Raw genomic sequence first — 15,254 nt, forward strand, 5'->3', positions numbered from 1 at the left:
AACAGACATGACAATTGAAATTCTGGTTCCAGATTTACCTGAATCTGTCGCAGACGCAACGGTTGCTACTTGGCATAAACAGCCTGGTGATGCGGTTACTCGCGATGAAGTGATCGTTGATATCGAAACCGATAAAGTCGTTTTAGAAGTTCCGGCTTCTGAAGATGGTGTGTTGGAAGCAATCGTTGAAGGCGAAGGCGCAACAGTCTTGGGTCGCCAAGTTATTGGTCGCCTAAAACCGGGTGCAGTCGCTGGCGAACCAACAGTTGATACAACTGAAGAAAACGAAGCGTCTCCTGATAAGCGCCATAAAGCGGCACTGACAGAAGAAACGAATGACGCATTAAGCCCTGCGGTTCGTCGCCTACTTGGTGAGCATGGTCTTGAAGCAAGCCAGGTGAAAGGTTCAGGTGTTGGCGGTCGTATTACTCGTGAAGACATCGAAGCTCACCTAGCTAATGCATCTAAAGCAGCTCCAGCGGCTAAAGTTGAAGCTGAAATTGACGTGCCATCGGCTGCCCGTACGCAAAAACGAGTTCCAATGACTCGCCTGCGTAAACGTGTTGCAGAGCGCTTGCTTGAAGCTAAAAACAGCACCGCAATGCTAACGACGTTTAACGAAGTAAACATGAAACCAATCATGGAACTTCGCAAGCAGTACAAAGACCAATTTGAAGAGCGTCACGGTGCTCGTCTTGGCTTTATGTCTTTTTACGTAAAAGCAGTAACTGAAGCCCTGAAACGCTACCCAGAAGTGAATGCGTCGATTGATGGTGAAGAAATTGTTTACCATAACTACTTCGACATCAGCATGGCGGTATCAACACCTCGTGGTTTGGTTACGCCTGTCCTAAAAGACTGCGATACACTTGGATTTGCTGACATTGAAAAAGGCATTAAAGAGCTGGCAGTTAAAGGTCGTGATGGAAAGCTAACGGTTGACGAACTAACCGGTGGTAATTTCACCATTACTAATGGCGGCGTATTTGGCTCATTGATGTCAACGCCTATCATTAACCCACCACAAGCCGCAATCTTGGGGATGCATAAAATTCAAGATCGCCCGATGGCCGTTGATGGGAAAGTAGAAATTTTACCAATGATGTACCTAGCGCTGTCTTACGATCACCGTCTTGTCGATGGCCGTGAGTCAGTGGGTTTCTTAGTAACAATTAAAGAGTTGCTAGAAGATCCAGCACGCCTATTACTAGACGTGTAATTTAGCCCCTAGGAGCTGGTGAAAGTCAGCTCCCAATTTTGAGGTTTACCTCAACTAAGCTCAACAGCCCTACAAGCACAGACATTACGAGTAAGCGTTCAACCAAAACTTTGGTGCACGCTTAGGTAATGGCTTAATGGAAATAATAAATCCCTTAAGGGATAAACAAATGGAATAGCTCAATGAATTTGCATGAATATCAAGCCAAACAGCTGTTTGCAGAATTCGGTTTACCTGTACCTGAAGGCTACGCGTGTGATACAGCGCAAGAGGCTTTTGAAGCTGCTGGCCGCATCAGCACGGAAAAAAAAGTTGTTAAATGTCAGGTTCACGCTGGTGGCCGCGGTAAAGCGGGCGGCGTAGAGCTTCACGACACAAAAGATGGCGTTAAAGAATTTGCGCAAAAGTGGCTAGGTAAAAACCTAGTGACTTACCAAACAGATGCGAACGGTCAACCAGTAACAAAAATCTTGGTTGAAGAAGCATCGAACATTGCTAACGAACTGTACCTTGGTGCGGTAGTTGATCGTGCAACACGTCGTATCGTGTTCATGGCGTCAACAGAAGGCGGTGTGGATATTGAAAAAATTGCTGAAGAAACGCCTGAGTTGATTCATCAAGCTGCGATTGATCCACTTGTTGGTCCTCAGACTTATCAAGGTCGTGAGCTAGCATTCAAATTAGGCCTAGCAGGTGATCAAATTAAGCAGTTTGTTAAGATCTTTATGGGTCTTGGCGACATGTTTGCACAGTACGACCTTGCACTGCTTGAGATTAACCCTCTGGTTATTACTAAAGAAGGTAACCTTCTGTGTTTAGACGGAAAAATCAACATCGACTCAAACGCGATGTACCGTCAGCCTAAGCTTCGTGAGATGCACGATCCATCTCAAGAAGATGAGCGTGAAGCACATGCAGCACAATGGGAACTAAACTACGTCGCACTCGACGGCAGCATTGGTTGCATGGTTAATGGTGCTGGCCTTGCGATGGGCACGATGGATATCGTGAATCTACATGGCGGTCAACCTGCAAACTTCTTAGATGTTGGCGGAGGCGCGACGAAAGAGCGTGTAACAGAAGCGTTCAAAATCATTCTTTCTGATGACAATGTTAAAGCCGTTCTAGTGAACATCTTCGGCGGCATTGTACGTTGTGACTTGATTGCAGACGGCATCATTGGTGCAGTTGAAGAAGTTGGCGTAAAAGTACCGGTTGTCGTTCGTCTAGAAGGCAACAATGCTCCACTTGGTTCGCAAAAACTTGCAGAAAGTGGACTTAACATTATTGCTGCAAACTCTCTAACGGAAGCAGCGGAAAAAGTAGTTGCTGCTGCGGAGGGCAAATAATGTCTGTATTAATTAATAAAGATACCAAAGTAATCTGCCAAGGTTTCACTGGCGGACAAGGTACATTCCACTCAGAGCAAGCGATTGATTACGGAACGCAAATGGTCGGTGGTGTATCACCGGGTAAAGGCGGACAGGTTCATTTGGGCTTACCCGTATTTAACACCGTTCGTGACGCAGTGGAAACAACAGGCGCAACAGCTTCGGTTATTTACGTACCAGCACCATTTTGTAAAGATGCAATCCTTGAAGCCATCGATGCAGGTATCAAGCTGATCGTTACCATTACTGAAGGCATTCCAACGCTTGATCTACTTGACGTTAAAGTACGTCTAGATGAAGCTGGCGTAGTTATGATTGGTCCTAACTGTCCGGGTGTCATTACTCCTGACGAATGTAAGATTGGTATTATGCCTGGTCACATTCATAAGAAGGGTAAAGTTGGTATCGTATCTCGCTCTGGTACACTAACGTACGAAGCCGTTAAGCAAACAACAGACGAAGGCTTCGGCCAGTCGACTTGTGTTGGTATCGGCGGAGACCCAATTCCTGGCTCTAACTTCATCGATATTTTGAAGCTATTCCAAGAAGATCCGGAAACCGAAGCCATCGTGATGATTGGTGAAATCGGTGGTACTGCTGAAGAAGAAGCCGCGGCTTATATTAAGGCAAACGTTACTAAGCCTGTTGTCTCTTACATTGCGGGTGTTACAGCGCCTCCTGGTAAGCGTATGGGCCATGCTGGTGCGATTATCTCAGGTGGTAAAGGTACTGCTGAAGATAAATTCGCAGCACTTGAAGAAGCCGGCGTGAAAACAGTAAAAAGCTTAGCAGACATTGGTAAAGCATTACGTGAAATTACTGGCTGGTAATTACTGAGTACTTTTTGTATTTAGCTTTTCAAGCAGAAACAAAAATACCGACACTATGAGTGTCGGTATTTTTTTATCTAAAAAATATTAGCTGGATACTTTTCTAAACTGCGATAGCAAGAATATGGACGCTGCACTTAGCACAACCGATGGGCCAGCAGGAGTATCAAAATGCCATGAGGCGTAAAGGCCTGAAATGACCGATGCAACACCGAACATCGAGGCCATTATTGCCATTTGTTCAGGTGTTTTTGCGAATCTACGTGCGGCAGCCGCGGGGATTATCATCAAAGAAGTAATGAGCAGTGCTCCTACGAACTTCATACCCACAGCGATAACCACGCCAACTAATAGCATTAGGATCAAACGCATTAGTTCAGTATTAATTCCTTCGATGCTCGCCAACTCTTCATTTACGCTGCTCGATAATAGTGGATGCCAGAAAATAAATAACATCACTAAAACAAACGCACCACCTAGAATAATAAATACAAGGTCATCTGGAGATACGGCCAACAAATCACCAAACAGGTAACCCATTAGGTCGACTCGAACGTTGTCAAAAAAGCTGATGGCGACCAAACCTAAAGATAGGGAGCTGTGCGCTAGAATACCCAATAACGTATCGGTGGCAACGAGCTGTTGCCTTTGAAGGGTTACCAATATAATGGCCAAGCCAATACAGCAGATGACGAGTGCAAAATACAAGTTGATATCGAGCAAGAAACCTAACGATAACCCCAGCAAAGAAGCGTGCGCTAACGTATCGCCGAAATATGCCATCTTACGCCAGACAACAAATGAGCCCAAAGGGCCGGTGATCAACGCAATTGCAATCCCTGCAAGTATAGATGGAAGCAGAAAATCAATCATGTTTGCAGTGCCCATGTTTGTGATTGTGGCAATCAAGAGCATCGCCTAAGACAGGTTGACCAGCTAAATCATGATGATGCTCATGACTGTGTTCATAAAACGCCAGAGATTCGTGTGAGCGCTGGCCAAACATCGCAATATAGGATGGGTGCTTGCTGACCATTTCTGGCGCACCGGAACAACAAATATGATGCTGGAGGCAGACGACGTGGTCGGTTTTTGCCATAACTAGATGCAAATCATGAGAAATCATTAATATCGCACAGTTAAATCGATGGCGAAGGTGATCTATGAGTTCGTAAAGATCAATTTGTCCTTGAACATCGACACCTTGAGCGGGTTCGTCTAAAACAAGTAGGTCAGGGCGGTGCAGTAATGCTCGGGCAAGTAACACTCGCTGAGTCTCGCCACCGGAAAGCATATGCATATTATTCTCATTCAAGTGCCCTGCACCGACGAGACGCAGTGCATCTAAACGTTCCTGTTGACTGTATTTGCCAGCCAATTTCAGAAATCTTTCGACACTTAAAGGAAGCGTATCATTGAGGCGAAGTTTTTGAGGGACGTACCCAATTTTAGGTTTACCATCTAAAGTAAGCGTGCCACTAAATTGCTTATTCAAACCAAGAATAACCTTTACTAACGTGGACTTACCCGCGCCATTTGGGCCTATCAAAGTTGTGATTTGGCCTTTGTAAAGCTCAAGGTCAATGTTGGAAAGAGCGGTGTTACCACCAAATTTAACATTAATAGATTTTAAAGAGACAAGCGGTTTCATCGTAAACCTGTGTTGCATTGTTGATATGTTATAAAGTAACATTCACGCCCAGGTTAGCCAAGTAACTTTGATTATCGAGGGAAAAATGTCACGTTTAGGATTTATTTTTTTAGCATTATGCGCCATTCCAGCGGTTTCTCACGCCACGAATGTTTTGAGTTCCGTTAAGCCGATCCAATTGATCGCTAATGAGATAACTCTAGGTGTTACAGAATCTGACGTTTTAATGTCGACCAACACCTCGCCGCATGATTATGCCCTAAAACCGTCGGATGTGAAAAAACTTCGTCGTGCCGATTTAGTTATTTGGGTTGGCCCAGATTTAGAAATCTTTATGGATGGTGTGCTAGACGGTCATAAAGGGTCTCTTAATTTGAGCGAGAATGACAGTATTGCGTTTAGAACCTACGGTAAGGACTATGATGCTCATGAGAGTCACGACCATGATGCTCATGAAGGTCACGACCATGATGCTCATGAAGGTCACGACCATGATGCCCATGAAGGTCACGACCACGATGCTCATGAAGGTCACGACCATGATGCCCATGAAGGTCACGACCATGATGCCCATGAAAGTCACGGCCATGATGCCCATGAAGGTCATGACCATGATGCCCATGAAGGTCATCAACATGGTGATCACAGCCACGCAAAAGGCTCTAAAGATCCACATGTTTGGTTAGGTCCAGAGCAAGGCGTTCAAATTGCAAGAGTTATTGCAACTAGGTTACAAGAGATTGATCCGGCTAATGCTTCAATGTATAAGGCCAATCTAGCTGCGTTTGAAACTAACATGGCGGAAACAACTCACGAGCTTGAAGTCCTATTTAAACCGGTACAAGATCATGGCTATTTTGTGTTTCATGACGCATACGGTTATTTTGAAAAACACTTTAATTTAAATAACTTAGGGCACTTTACTGTTAGCCCAGAGCGTAAGCCCGGAGCAAAAACACTAAACAATATTCGTAAAATGCTTGAATCTAAGGACGCACATTGCGTATTCTCAGAGCCACAATTTACCCCTGCAGTGGTTAAGTCGGTGACACGTGGTACCGATGTAAATCGTGGTGAGTTAGATCCTCTAGCGATAGATATCACTGTTCAGTCGGGTGCATATTTTGACTTCTTGAAGTCAATTGGTTCCCAATTTGAGACCTGTTTATCTGAATGAAAAATATCCAGATCGCTGCCAGGAATTGGCAGCGCTTCCCTAAAAAACATCGCCTATCTATTTTAAGCTTGGCGTCGTTGACTCTTGTCGCCCTAATGTGGCGACCTTCTAGTATTGAGGTTTCGTCTGACTTACGAAAGCCAGTTGATATCTCAGAGAATCAACGTTCGACTCTATCCGAACAAAATAGCGAGCCATTAGGGGAGCAGATTGACTCTGACTCACCTGAGTTTTCTGCACCTAAAGATGAATTGGAACAAGAACTGAGTTCCGAACCACAATTGCATCGTCATGTGATTGCCAAAAATGAATTGCTTGGCAGTATTTTTGAACAATATGGCCTAACCCAAAATGATATGTATTCGCTTATTGCTGCCAATCGCTCTATTGAGAGAATCAATCCAGGCATGACGCTTGAGTGGTCTCTTGGTGAGCAAGGCAAAATCGTTGAGTTATCGTTGGAACGTAATGTTAAAGTTGCCGATAAATATACGTGGCAAGATGGGCGTTACCATTACGAACAAGTTGAAACTCAAGGTGAAATGCAGCCAGTTTTGCTCCATGGACGGATTACAGACAGCTTCTATAATGCCGCACGTTCAGCCGGCCTATCAGAGGGCCAGATCATTACCATAGCCAAAGCAATGCAATGGAAGTTTGATCTTGGGCGACAAGCCAAAAAAGGCGATCGTTTTGCTGTTCAACTTGAGCGTGAGTTCATTGATGGCAAAGCGGTAGGGCGCGGTGAAATTAAAGCATTGCTCTACAAGAGTGGGAACAGAGAATATGCTGCTATCCAATTTCAAGACGGACATTTCTATGATGAGAAAGGCCAAAGCCTAGCCAGAGCATTCGATCGACTGCCAACATCAAAACGATTCCGCATCAGTTCGCCGTTTAATCCTAATCGAAAGCACCCAGTGACAGGGCGGATTGCCCCTCACAACGGTACCGACTTCGCAACACCAATAGGCACACCCATTTATGCAACCGGTGATGGTGTGGTTGTGAAAGCACAAAAACATGCATTGGCGGGAAATTATGTCGTGATCAAACATGGTCGTGAGTACATGACGAGGTTTTTACATCTGCATCGTATTTTGGTTAAAAAGGGCGATACGGTCACCCGCGGACAGAAAATTGCGCTGAGTGGTAATACAGGTCGGTCAACAGGCCCACACCTACATTATGAGCTGATAAAGAACTCTCGTCCGGTTAATGCGATGAAAGTTCCTCTCCCTCAAGCCTCGCCGGTCCCAAGCAAACAGCGCGCGCGCTTTGTTGCTTCAGCTGAAAGTGTTCTCTCAAGTTTACGTGACCAAATCTAAATAAATGTAAGGCGTATCTCGATACGCCTTTTTTATTGGTAGTATTTCGTATATTTTATGAAGATAATTTTCGATAAAAAATAATAACGCAAATGTACCGTTTGCACTTTTTGCTGCCATAGGTAATGTAGTTGAACTCATCGTTAGTACGCTGGGTGCTGCTCTGCTTTTTACACTGCTTTGCATTTGTTCAAAACAGCGCCACTGCGTCTGAAAATTCGCCCATTTTTTATCCTTTGCCGCTGCAGCAGCAAGGGCAGTTCATTGTGGCCAAACAAATGTTTTCAGGGCCAGCCGGTGGGCTATGGATTCATGATATTTATGGGCAATTACGCTTTTTTGACGGCCAACATATCTTGCCTCGCTCTGGCAGTGTTGTTGACTTCCCTGTTGACAATGTCGCTTATATTAATAACTATTTTTGGTTCGCTCAAAACAACCAAGTCTATAGATTCAGCCCTTCGGAAGAACCAGAACTTATCCTTAGCCTTAGCCTCACTCGAACGATCGAGAAGATAGGGACAAGTGGCCGCTTTCTTTGGGTGGCGGGTAAGGAATTTTTCTATACCTATGATACGATTTCTGGTCAGTTCACCGAGTATCCGCTGACGTTTGTGTACAACCGTATGACACGTAGCGAAGTGGCGATCAATCAAGCGATATTTATCTTGAATAAATGGGTTTTAGCGACCACATCAGGCACCTATCTGAGTGACGGTGAAACTTTTAAGCATATAAAGGCTTCTGGCCGAGCGCATGTTGAAACCATCTACTTCTCACCTCAACGTCGGGAACTGGTCATCGGGACACTTCAAGGCGCACGAATTGTTAAAATTGACGACTATTTACACAGCGCCGCTAAGATCTTACCGTCTGCCAAAGTGACTACCATTGAAGAAACCGATGCAGCTTATTGGATAGGCACTGAAAATGGCATCGTTGCTTATCGCTTTTTAGATGAAGAAATCATTAAAATGGATGCAAACTTCCAAGATGATTACTCTCTAACGGGAGGGTATATCTACGATCTATTGAATGACGGACAAGGCGGGATTTGGATTGCGACCAACAAAGGCATCAGTTATTTTTCTCTATTTAGTCGTTTATTTGAGCGAGTAAAATCAAATCAGCTTAAGAGCTCATCCGAGTTTGGTCATATTAATCGAGTACTTAGTGATAAGGAAGGGCTGTATTGGATTGCGTCTGACCGAGGCTTGTACAAGCTCCAGCCGGATATTTCTGGTGAGCCTAAACGTGTAGTTTCAGCAGCCATAAACGATGTCGTCAGGCAGGGTGAAAAGTTGTGGCTCGCGATGGATGATGGCTTGTATCAGTATTTCACCGATTCAGATACAGTGAAAAAGAATCGCTTTCCCAGTCAGTTGCAAAAGCGCAAGATCAATCATTTGGCTTTTGATGATACTGGTGTGCTCTGGGTTACCACTGACTCTGGTCTATTACGTTATTTCACAGAACAGTCCATTGTTGAAAATTTGGGTTATGACTGGGTAACGAGCGAGCTTGGCCCTAGTAGTATTACTCACCTCTATAGCGGGCCGAGTGGTTCTGTGTGGATTGGAACGGGCCACGGTTCCTACCTGTATCAAGATGGTAAGATCATCCTTCAAAAAACCAGTCATTTGTTCGGACAAACGATCGATATGCTGGAAACCGAAAATCGTCATGTCTGGAACATTTCTAGCCATGGATTGTCTCGCTTAGACCTAGACTCTACAACGCTAATGGATGTTCCTTTATACGAGACTGATATTAAGCCGTTATGTGTGCTGTCAACCGACAAAGGCGTATGGCTTACAACGTCGAAGGGGCTAAGTTATTACTCTGATGACGGTCAACTTCAACGGCATTTTGGCGCTCCATTTGGTTTGGTTAATAACGAGTTTTTGCCGGATGTGTGTTCAGTTGATGAGTCAAAGGAGCACTTTATTTTCGGCTCCAAGCTTGGTGTTATCTATGCTTCCGAGACAGCATTGCTTGCGGCTCACCTACCAGAAAGTCAAGTGAGAGTCGGTCAGGTTTTACTTGATATGAGCCCGATGGCATATGCGCCTGATGACAAGAAACATTATGTATTCCCGCACGGAAAAACGGTGTCTTTCGTTATTGGTGTGTTGCCAGACTTTGATATTTGGAGCATGGAATATCGTTTGCTAGGTTCAGGTAATGACACATGGACAAAATTTCAGGGTTCGCAATTGACTATTGATTATCTATTGCCAGGGGAATACGAATTAGAAATTAGAACGGATAGCACGGTTAGCCTGCAGGATAATCCATCAAGGTTCAAATTTTCGGTATCAACGCCGTGGTTTATGTCCGGTTGGTTCGTTTTGTTCAGTAGCGTCGTCGTGCTTTTTGCCATTGGGTTGTTTTCTTACTTGCGATCTCGTCAGGTTTGGGTTCTTAACCGCAAGTTGAAAGATAAAGTAGAACTCAGGACTAGTCAGTTGAAGCATCAAAGTGATGCCTTGCTATACAGTAACGTGCAACTTAAAAAGCAGCTGGCAACGAGGCAGAGTTTTATCGATGTTTTGGCTCTTGAAGCGTTTAATAAGCTTTCTCAGGTTATTCGGGTTGCTCCTCAGTCGAAAGAAAAAAAGAACCTTAATCAAGCATCCGAAAAACTACAGCAAATTATGCAATTGACTCCTCAAAAAGGCAAAAGCCAGTCTGTTTTTGAACTTAATGCGGTATGTGATGCGGTGTTGTTGGCCATGAAAGAGGACATCGCTCAACACGGTGTGACGTTACATTTTGTCGCCATGTCTGATGCTAAGAGCATTGAAGTCAGTGGTTTCAATTTGGACTTGGTTCTACACGGTGTACTGTACAACGCAGTCCGTCGTTGTAAAAAAGGTGGCGAAATTTGGTTGTGTCTCGCTACAGGAACAGAAGGAGCTGGTTTCGTCGTGACCGATAATGGTCGCTATTTCTCGAAACAAGAAATAACGACATTCAGTTCTATTGATAAGTCGGAGTTAGGCGCTCAATCTTACGCACTAAATGATGTTAGCCTAGCGGCTATCAGGCAATTTGTTGCGCTAGGAAATGGCGAATGCAAAATTTTTCAAAACAGCAAGCAAGAGAATGAAGTTGAGGTTTTGTGGCCTTTCTATGATGTGAGAACCATCTTTGCTAACTCCGTTCGACCGGAGTCAGAGATAAAAGAAAGTCACGGTACACAAGGTGAAGAGTTCTCCTCTTTTATCACAGAGAAACAAGATCCTTGGTTGGTTAAGGTGCAGGGGCTTGTTGAAACCAATTTTCACGATCCTGAATTTGGCACCGCTCAAATGGCGAAGCTGTTGTTCACATCTGAGCGCAGTTTACAGAGAAAGTTCAAAAGCAGTACAGGTAAAACCTTTAAAGAGTATTTGAACGAAGTACGGTTAGAACAGGCTTGCCAGTTGTTAATCGCGGGCCATCGAGTAGCTGATGTCGCGTTTGATTCTGGATTTAATGACCCTTCTTATTTTAGCCAGCGCTTTAGACATCACTATGGTATCTCCCCAAGCAAGTTCATTGAAACTGGTTGTCTCTAGCTTATTGCGTTTTGTTATTGCCCAGTGAAGCTCAAATCATTTTAGACCCGTCAGAGGCCGCCTTTGCGGGCTTTCTTCCTTTCTATTGCTAAAAAGGCCGAGAATAATGGCATTATTAGTCTATTTACCATCACACCCAAGAATTGGCCGATGTCGTGAATCGTGTGGATCCCATGTTATTTCGTTTAGGTTGTTAGCAGGAGTCTGACGAATGAACGGATAAAGTTGTTCTATGGGCCAATATTTGAAGTCGTTAATAATCAGTATGAGTCTGGGAGTGAATAGCTTAAAAGGGAAAACAGAAAAGAAGAAAAAAAAAGTCGTGGTATAGCCGGGGGGACCATACCACGGGTGCCAAGGGCACCTTCGCTTGCTGCCGGAGTGATATAGCGAGCTATATCACCTCTGGAATTCTTGTGTGAGAAGGGAATCCCTCTCGATGAAATTAACTATACTCGTGATGACTTAATTTCTTTATTGAATTAACGACATCAACTATAAGAAATCCGACATATTTGCCTTTTTATAATTAAATTGCTGTTTTTAATCTAATAATTTTCGTTTTGTTTGCTGGGTATACTTTAGTAGAAATTATGCCGTTCAATGGTTAGTTGGAATTACGATTATATTTGACGTTTTTGACGACGCGAAGTAGAGCGAATTTGCTCGTAAATTAACGTTTTTGACGTTCTAGGCAATGAAATTTTTCTGTGAAAAAAGAAGCAAAATTGACAGGGCGCAAAACTTTGTTACATATTTTAGTGTAGTTTCTATTGCAAATAATAATTCTTATCATTACGAATGCGATTGTGGAAGCGATATGAAATTGTCTGAATTAAAGGATGGAGAAAAGGCGTTGGTGTCGAATTTCTCTACTCTGACTTTAGAAACAAGAAAAAAGCTAATGGTTATGGGCGTTCTACCAAATACAGAACTCACTGTAGTGAGAAGAGCGCCGATGGGTGACCCATTGCAAGTCATGGTGCGAGGTGTATCTATCGCAATTCGAAACCACGTAGCCAGCAAAATTGAAGTCAAGTAGAGGATTTATGAACTACCAACTTTTAACCATCGGGAATCCGAACAGCGGTAAAACCACCTTTTTTAATAGTCTGACTGGCGCAAAGCAGCAAGTTGGCAACTGGGCCGGTGTAACAGTAGAGAAGAAAACAGGGCACTTTGAACACGCAGGTGACCGTTTTGAACTGACGGATCTACCGGGTATTTATTCTTTAGATAGTGGTAACGACGCGAACAGCATTGACGAATCTATTGCCTCTCGCGCCGCGCTTTCTTACCCTGCCGATCTTATCGTTAACGTTGTTGACTCCACCAGTTTAGAGCGAAGCCTTTATACGACGCTCCAACTACGCGAACTAGGCCGACCAATGATCCTAGTGCTCAATAAGATGGATGCGCTGAAACAAGATCGCCAGCTGATAGATGTCAAAACACTAGAAAAAGTGGTTGGTTGCCCTGTTTTCTGTCTGTCGGCCAATGATGCCAATGACATGGGTGAGTTCAAAAAGAAGCTCCATAAACTATTGGTACAAGGGATTGCACCCTCGTCATTTGAACTGGAATACAATCGAGCGTTTGAAACCGCAATTTCAGAAATCAGTGATTATTGGCAAGATGATGCGATCAGTCAGCGTGCTATGGCGATTCGAGCGTTGGAATCGGATGCGTTGGTGATTAATGGCCTGAGCGCTGAACATCGTAAAGAACTGGATGCTATAAACGCGAAGCTGGATGTTGATGTCGATCTGCACGTCGCTGATGTGAAATTTACATTTCTGCACGAACTGTGCAAAAAAGTGAGACGCAGTGAAGGAAAGTCGAGTGCAAGCTTTACAGAAAAAGCAGACAATTTTATTTTGAACAAATGGGTCGGCATTCCTTTCTTCTTTTTTGTTATGTACCTAATGTTCATGTTCTCAATCAATATCGGTAGCGCATTTATCGATTTCTTCGATATAGGTGTTGGCGCACTGTTGGTTGATGGCGGACATCATTTATTGGATGACCATTTACCCGTTTGGCTGGTGACGTTAATCGCTGATGGTGTGGGTGGCGGTATTCAAACTGTAGCGACATTCATCCCTGTAATTGCATGCTTGTATCTATTCCTTACTTTGTTAGAAAGCTCGGGCTATATGGCGAGAGCGGCTTTTGTGCTTGATAAGGTGATGCAAAAAATCGGTTTACCAGGTAAAGCTTTTGTCCCTCTAGTTTTAGGCTTTGGTTGTAACGTACCTTCAATAATGGCAACGCGGACGCTGGATCAAGAACGTGAGCGTAAGTTGGCAGCGTCAATGGCACCGTTTATGTCATGTGGGGCTCGTTTACCTGTTTATGCGCTCTTTGCTGCGGCCTTTTTCCCTGGCGCAGGTCAGAATGTCGTGTTCGCGCTTTACCTACTTGGTATCGTGGCTGCCGTTGGTACAGGGTTGATGTTGAAACGCACTTTGTACCCAGGAAGCAGTGAAAGCCTTATCATGGAAATGCCAAACTACGAAGTGCCGACTATGCAGAATGTCATGATAAAAACATGGCAAAAACTGAAACGATTCGTCTTGGGTGCGGGTAAAACCATCGTTATCGTTGTGACCATTTTAAGCTTCTTCAACTCATTGGGTACCGACGGCACGTTTGGTAACGAAGACAGCGAAAAATCAGTATTGTCTCGAGCGGCGCAAGTTGTTACACCTATCTTCGAGCCTATTGGCGTGGCAGAGAGTAATTGGCCTGCGACCGTGGGTATCATTACCGGTATTTTCGCAAAAGAAGCCGTAGTTGGAACGTTGAATAGTTTGTATACCTCTGCGGAAGCTGATGACGCAGAATTCGACTTGAAAGCGAGCTTGGAAGAAGCGGTAATGAGCATCCCTGAAAACCTATTGGGGCTATCATTTAGTGATCCATTAGGGATTGAAGTTGGTGACTTAACCGATGCATCAAGCGTTGCTGATGACCAAGAAGTTGACGTGTCAATATTTGGTAACCTGAAAAGCCAGTTTGTATCTGGTAATGCGGCATTCGCATATTTGATTTTCATTTTATTATACACTCCGTGTGTTGCGGCTATGGGCGCATATGTTCGAGAGTTTGGCCAGAAGTTTGCTGCATTTATTGGTAGCTGGACAATGCTGCTAGCGTATGGTGCTGCTGCTTTGTACTACCAAGTGACGCACTTTGCAGCCCACCCTGTTTCGAGCAGTGGATGGATCGTTGCCGTTATTGCTATGTTTGTCGTTACCTACATTGCTTTGAAGAAAGAAGGTCAGAAAACCTTGAGCCAAGAGGCGCTATTACAATGATATTGGCCAAGCTGGGGCAATACCTTAAAGAACACTCTACGGTTAGCCGCCGTGATCTTGGCAAAAAATTTTCGATAAGTGACGATGGCGTCGATGCTATGTTGGAGGTTTGGATAAGAAAAGGCAGGGTGTCTCGCTTGGTTGATAAAAAACGCAATGAAGTGAGCTATCACTGGGTTCAACATAACGAAATTCAGTTGAACGTTATCGCTTGATTCGTTGCGTTCAGATGGGTCTGACCATGCTCGTAAAAATGGCGCTGAATTCAGCGCCATTTTTTTTGTCATCTGACTATTGGTCAGTCAGATCATGTCAGCTGGAAAGTAGCATGCTCACTTAATGCAGTTCGAAGCGTTACAAGCATCGCTTGTTGGTCTTCGTCCGTTCGCCATTCTCCGTTTGTGTTACCCCAAACGGGGCCCGGCCATGCCATATCTGTTTTAAACCGTGCAATATGATGAATATGCAGTTGTGGCACCATGTTGCCAAGCGCACCTAAGTTGAGTTTGTCTGGCTCAAAGCATTGCTCAAGTATTTGCGATACGATTTGAGATTCGACCAAAAATTGCTGTTGTTCAGCCATCGGTAGATGGTGCAGTTCTTTCAGTTCTGCCTTTTTAGGAACTAAAATCACCCATGGCATGGCGCTGTCTTTGATTAAAAGCGCTAAACAGAGTGGAAATTCACCGATTATGTCGGTGTCTTTTTGCAGTTGAGGGTGAAGTGTAAATTCCATAATGGGCAACAGTTTGTTTTAAATTGGCTTTGTTATACC

General features: G+C 44.2%; 12 protein-coding genes. 9 read left to right on the forward strand and 3 right to left on the reverse strand.

Annotated features, from left to right (window positions below; genetic code table 11):
- Positions 1-7: 7 nt before the first annotated feature.
- The 3 genes from odhB to sucD all read left to right on the forward strand — a co-directional run bounded on the left by odhB (position 8) and on the right by sucD (position 3,440).
- Positions 8-1,219, forward strand: a complete 1,212-nt coding sequence (gene odhB / locus QWZ04_RS17790; RefSeq protein ID WP_290329603.1) for a 2-oxoglutarate dehydrogenase complex dihydrolipoyllysine-residue succinyltransferase — start codon at positions 8-10, stop codon at positions 1,217-1,219.
- Between the two features lie 182 nt (positions 1,220-1,401).
- Positions 1,402-2,568, forward strand: a complete 1,167-nt coding sequence (gene sucC, locus QWZ04_RS17795; RefSeq protein ID WP_102521945.1) for an ADP-forming succinate--CoA ligase subunit beta — start codon at positions 1,402-1,404, stop codon at positions 2,566-2,568.
- Positions 2,568-3,440 (forward strand): succinate--CoA ligase subunit alpha, encoded by an 873-nt coding sequence (sucD, locus tag QWZ04_RS17800; RefSeq protein ID WP_290329604.1) that lies wholly within the window; start codon positions 2,568-2,570, stop codon positions 3,438-3,440. Before sucC ends, sucD begins: the two co-directional genes overlap by 1 nt.
- Positions 3,441-3,527: 87 nt before the next feature.
- Here the strand turns inward: sucD and znuB are convergent, their stop codons facing one another.
- Both znuB and znuC read right to left on the reverse strand, forming a co-directional pair.
- Positions 3,528-4,313 carry a zinc ABC transporter permease subunit ZnuB gene (znuB, locus tag QWZ04_RS17805; RefSeq protein ID WP_290329605.1) on the reverse strand — a complete coding sequence of 262 codons (786 nt, stop codon included), beginning with the start codon at positions 4,311-4,313 and terminating at the stop codon, positions 3,528-3,530.
- On the reverse strand, positions 4,306-5,091 hold the full coding sequence (gene znuC, locus QWZ04_RS17810; RefSeq protein ID WP_290329606.1) for a zinc ABC transporter ATP-binding protein ZnuC: 786 nt from the start codon (positions 5,089-5,091) through the stop codon (positions 4,306-4,308). Before znuC ends, znuB begins: the two co-directional genes overlap by 8 nt.
- A gap of 85 nt (positions 5,092-5,176) precedes the next feature.
- Here znuC and QWZ04_RS17815 point away from each other — a divergent pair, with 85 nt between their 5' ends.
- The 6 genes from QWZ04_RS17815 to QWZ04_RS17840 all read left to right on the forward strand — a co-directional run bounded on the left by QWZ04_RS17815 (position 5,177) and on the right by QWZ04_RS17840 (position 14,694).
- Complete coding sequence (locus QWZ04_RS17815; protein ID WP_290329607.1) at positions 5,177-6,268, forward strand: zinc ABC transporter substrate-binding protein; 1,092 nt, start codon at positions 5,177-5,179, stop codon at positions 6,266-6,268.
- Positions 6,265-7,596, forward strand: coding sequence for a murein DD-endopeptidase MepM (gene mepM / locus QWZ04_RS17820; protein ID WP_290329608.1), 1,332 nt, complete (start codon positions 6,265-6,267; stop codon positions 7,594-7,596). The genes QWZ04_RS17815 and mepM overlap by 4 nt, the downstream gene beginning before the upstream one ends.
- A gap of 131 nt (positions 7,597-7,727) precedes the next feature.
- Complete coding sequence (locus QWZ04_RS17825; RefSeq protein WP_290329609.1) at positions 7,728-11,159, forward strand: helix-turn-helix domain-containing protein; 3,432 nt, start codon at positions 7,728-7,730, stop codon at positions 11,157-11,159.
- Between the two features lie 820 nt (positions 11,160-11,979).
- Positions 11,980-12,201: a FeoA family protein gene (locus QWZ04_RS17830; RefSeq protein WP_290329610.1), complete on the forward strand. Its 222-nt coding sequence runs from the start codon at positions 11,980-11,982 to the stop codon at positions 12,199-12,201.
- Between the two features lie 7 nt (positions 12,202-12,208).
- Positions 12,209-14,479, forward strand: a complete 2,271-nt coding sequence (gene feoB / locus QWZ04_RS17835) for a Fe(2+) transporter permease subunit FeoB (protein ID WP_290329611.1) — start codon at positions 12,209-12,211, stop codon at positions 14,477-14,479.
- Positions 14,476-14,694: a FeoC-like transcriptional regulator gene (locus QWZ04_RS17840; protein WP_290329612.1), complete on the forward strand. Its 219-nt coding sequence runs from the start codon at positions 14,476-14,478 to the stop codon at positions 14,692-14,694. Before feoB ends, QWZ04_RS17840 begins: the two co-directional genes overlap by 4 nt.
- A 92-nt stretch (positions 14,695-14,786) precedes the next feature.
- On the opposite strand, the gene QWZ04_RS17845 is transcribed toward QWZ04_RS17840, so the two are convergent.
- Complete coding sequence (locus tag QWZ04_RS17845) at positions 14,787-15,218, reverse strand: HIT family protein (RefSeq protein ID WP_290329821.1); 432 nt, start codon at positions 15,216-15,218, stop codon at positions 14,787-14,789.
- Positions 15,219-15,254 lie beyond the last annotated feature (36 nt).

It is taken from the genome of Vibrio tapetis subsp. quintayensis, assembly GCF_030409945.1.
GTDB classification, from domain to species: Bacteria; Pseudomonadota; Gammaproteobacteria; order Enterobacterales; family Vibrionaceae; genus Vibrio; species Vibrio quintayensis.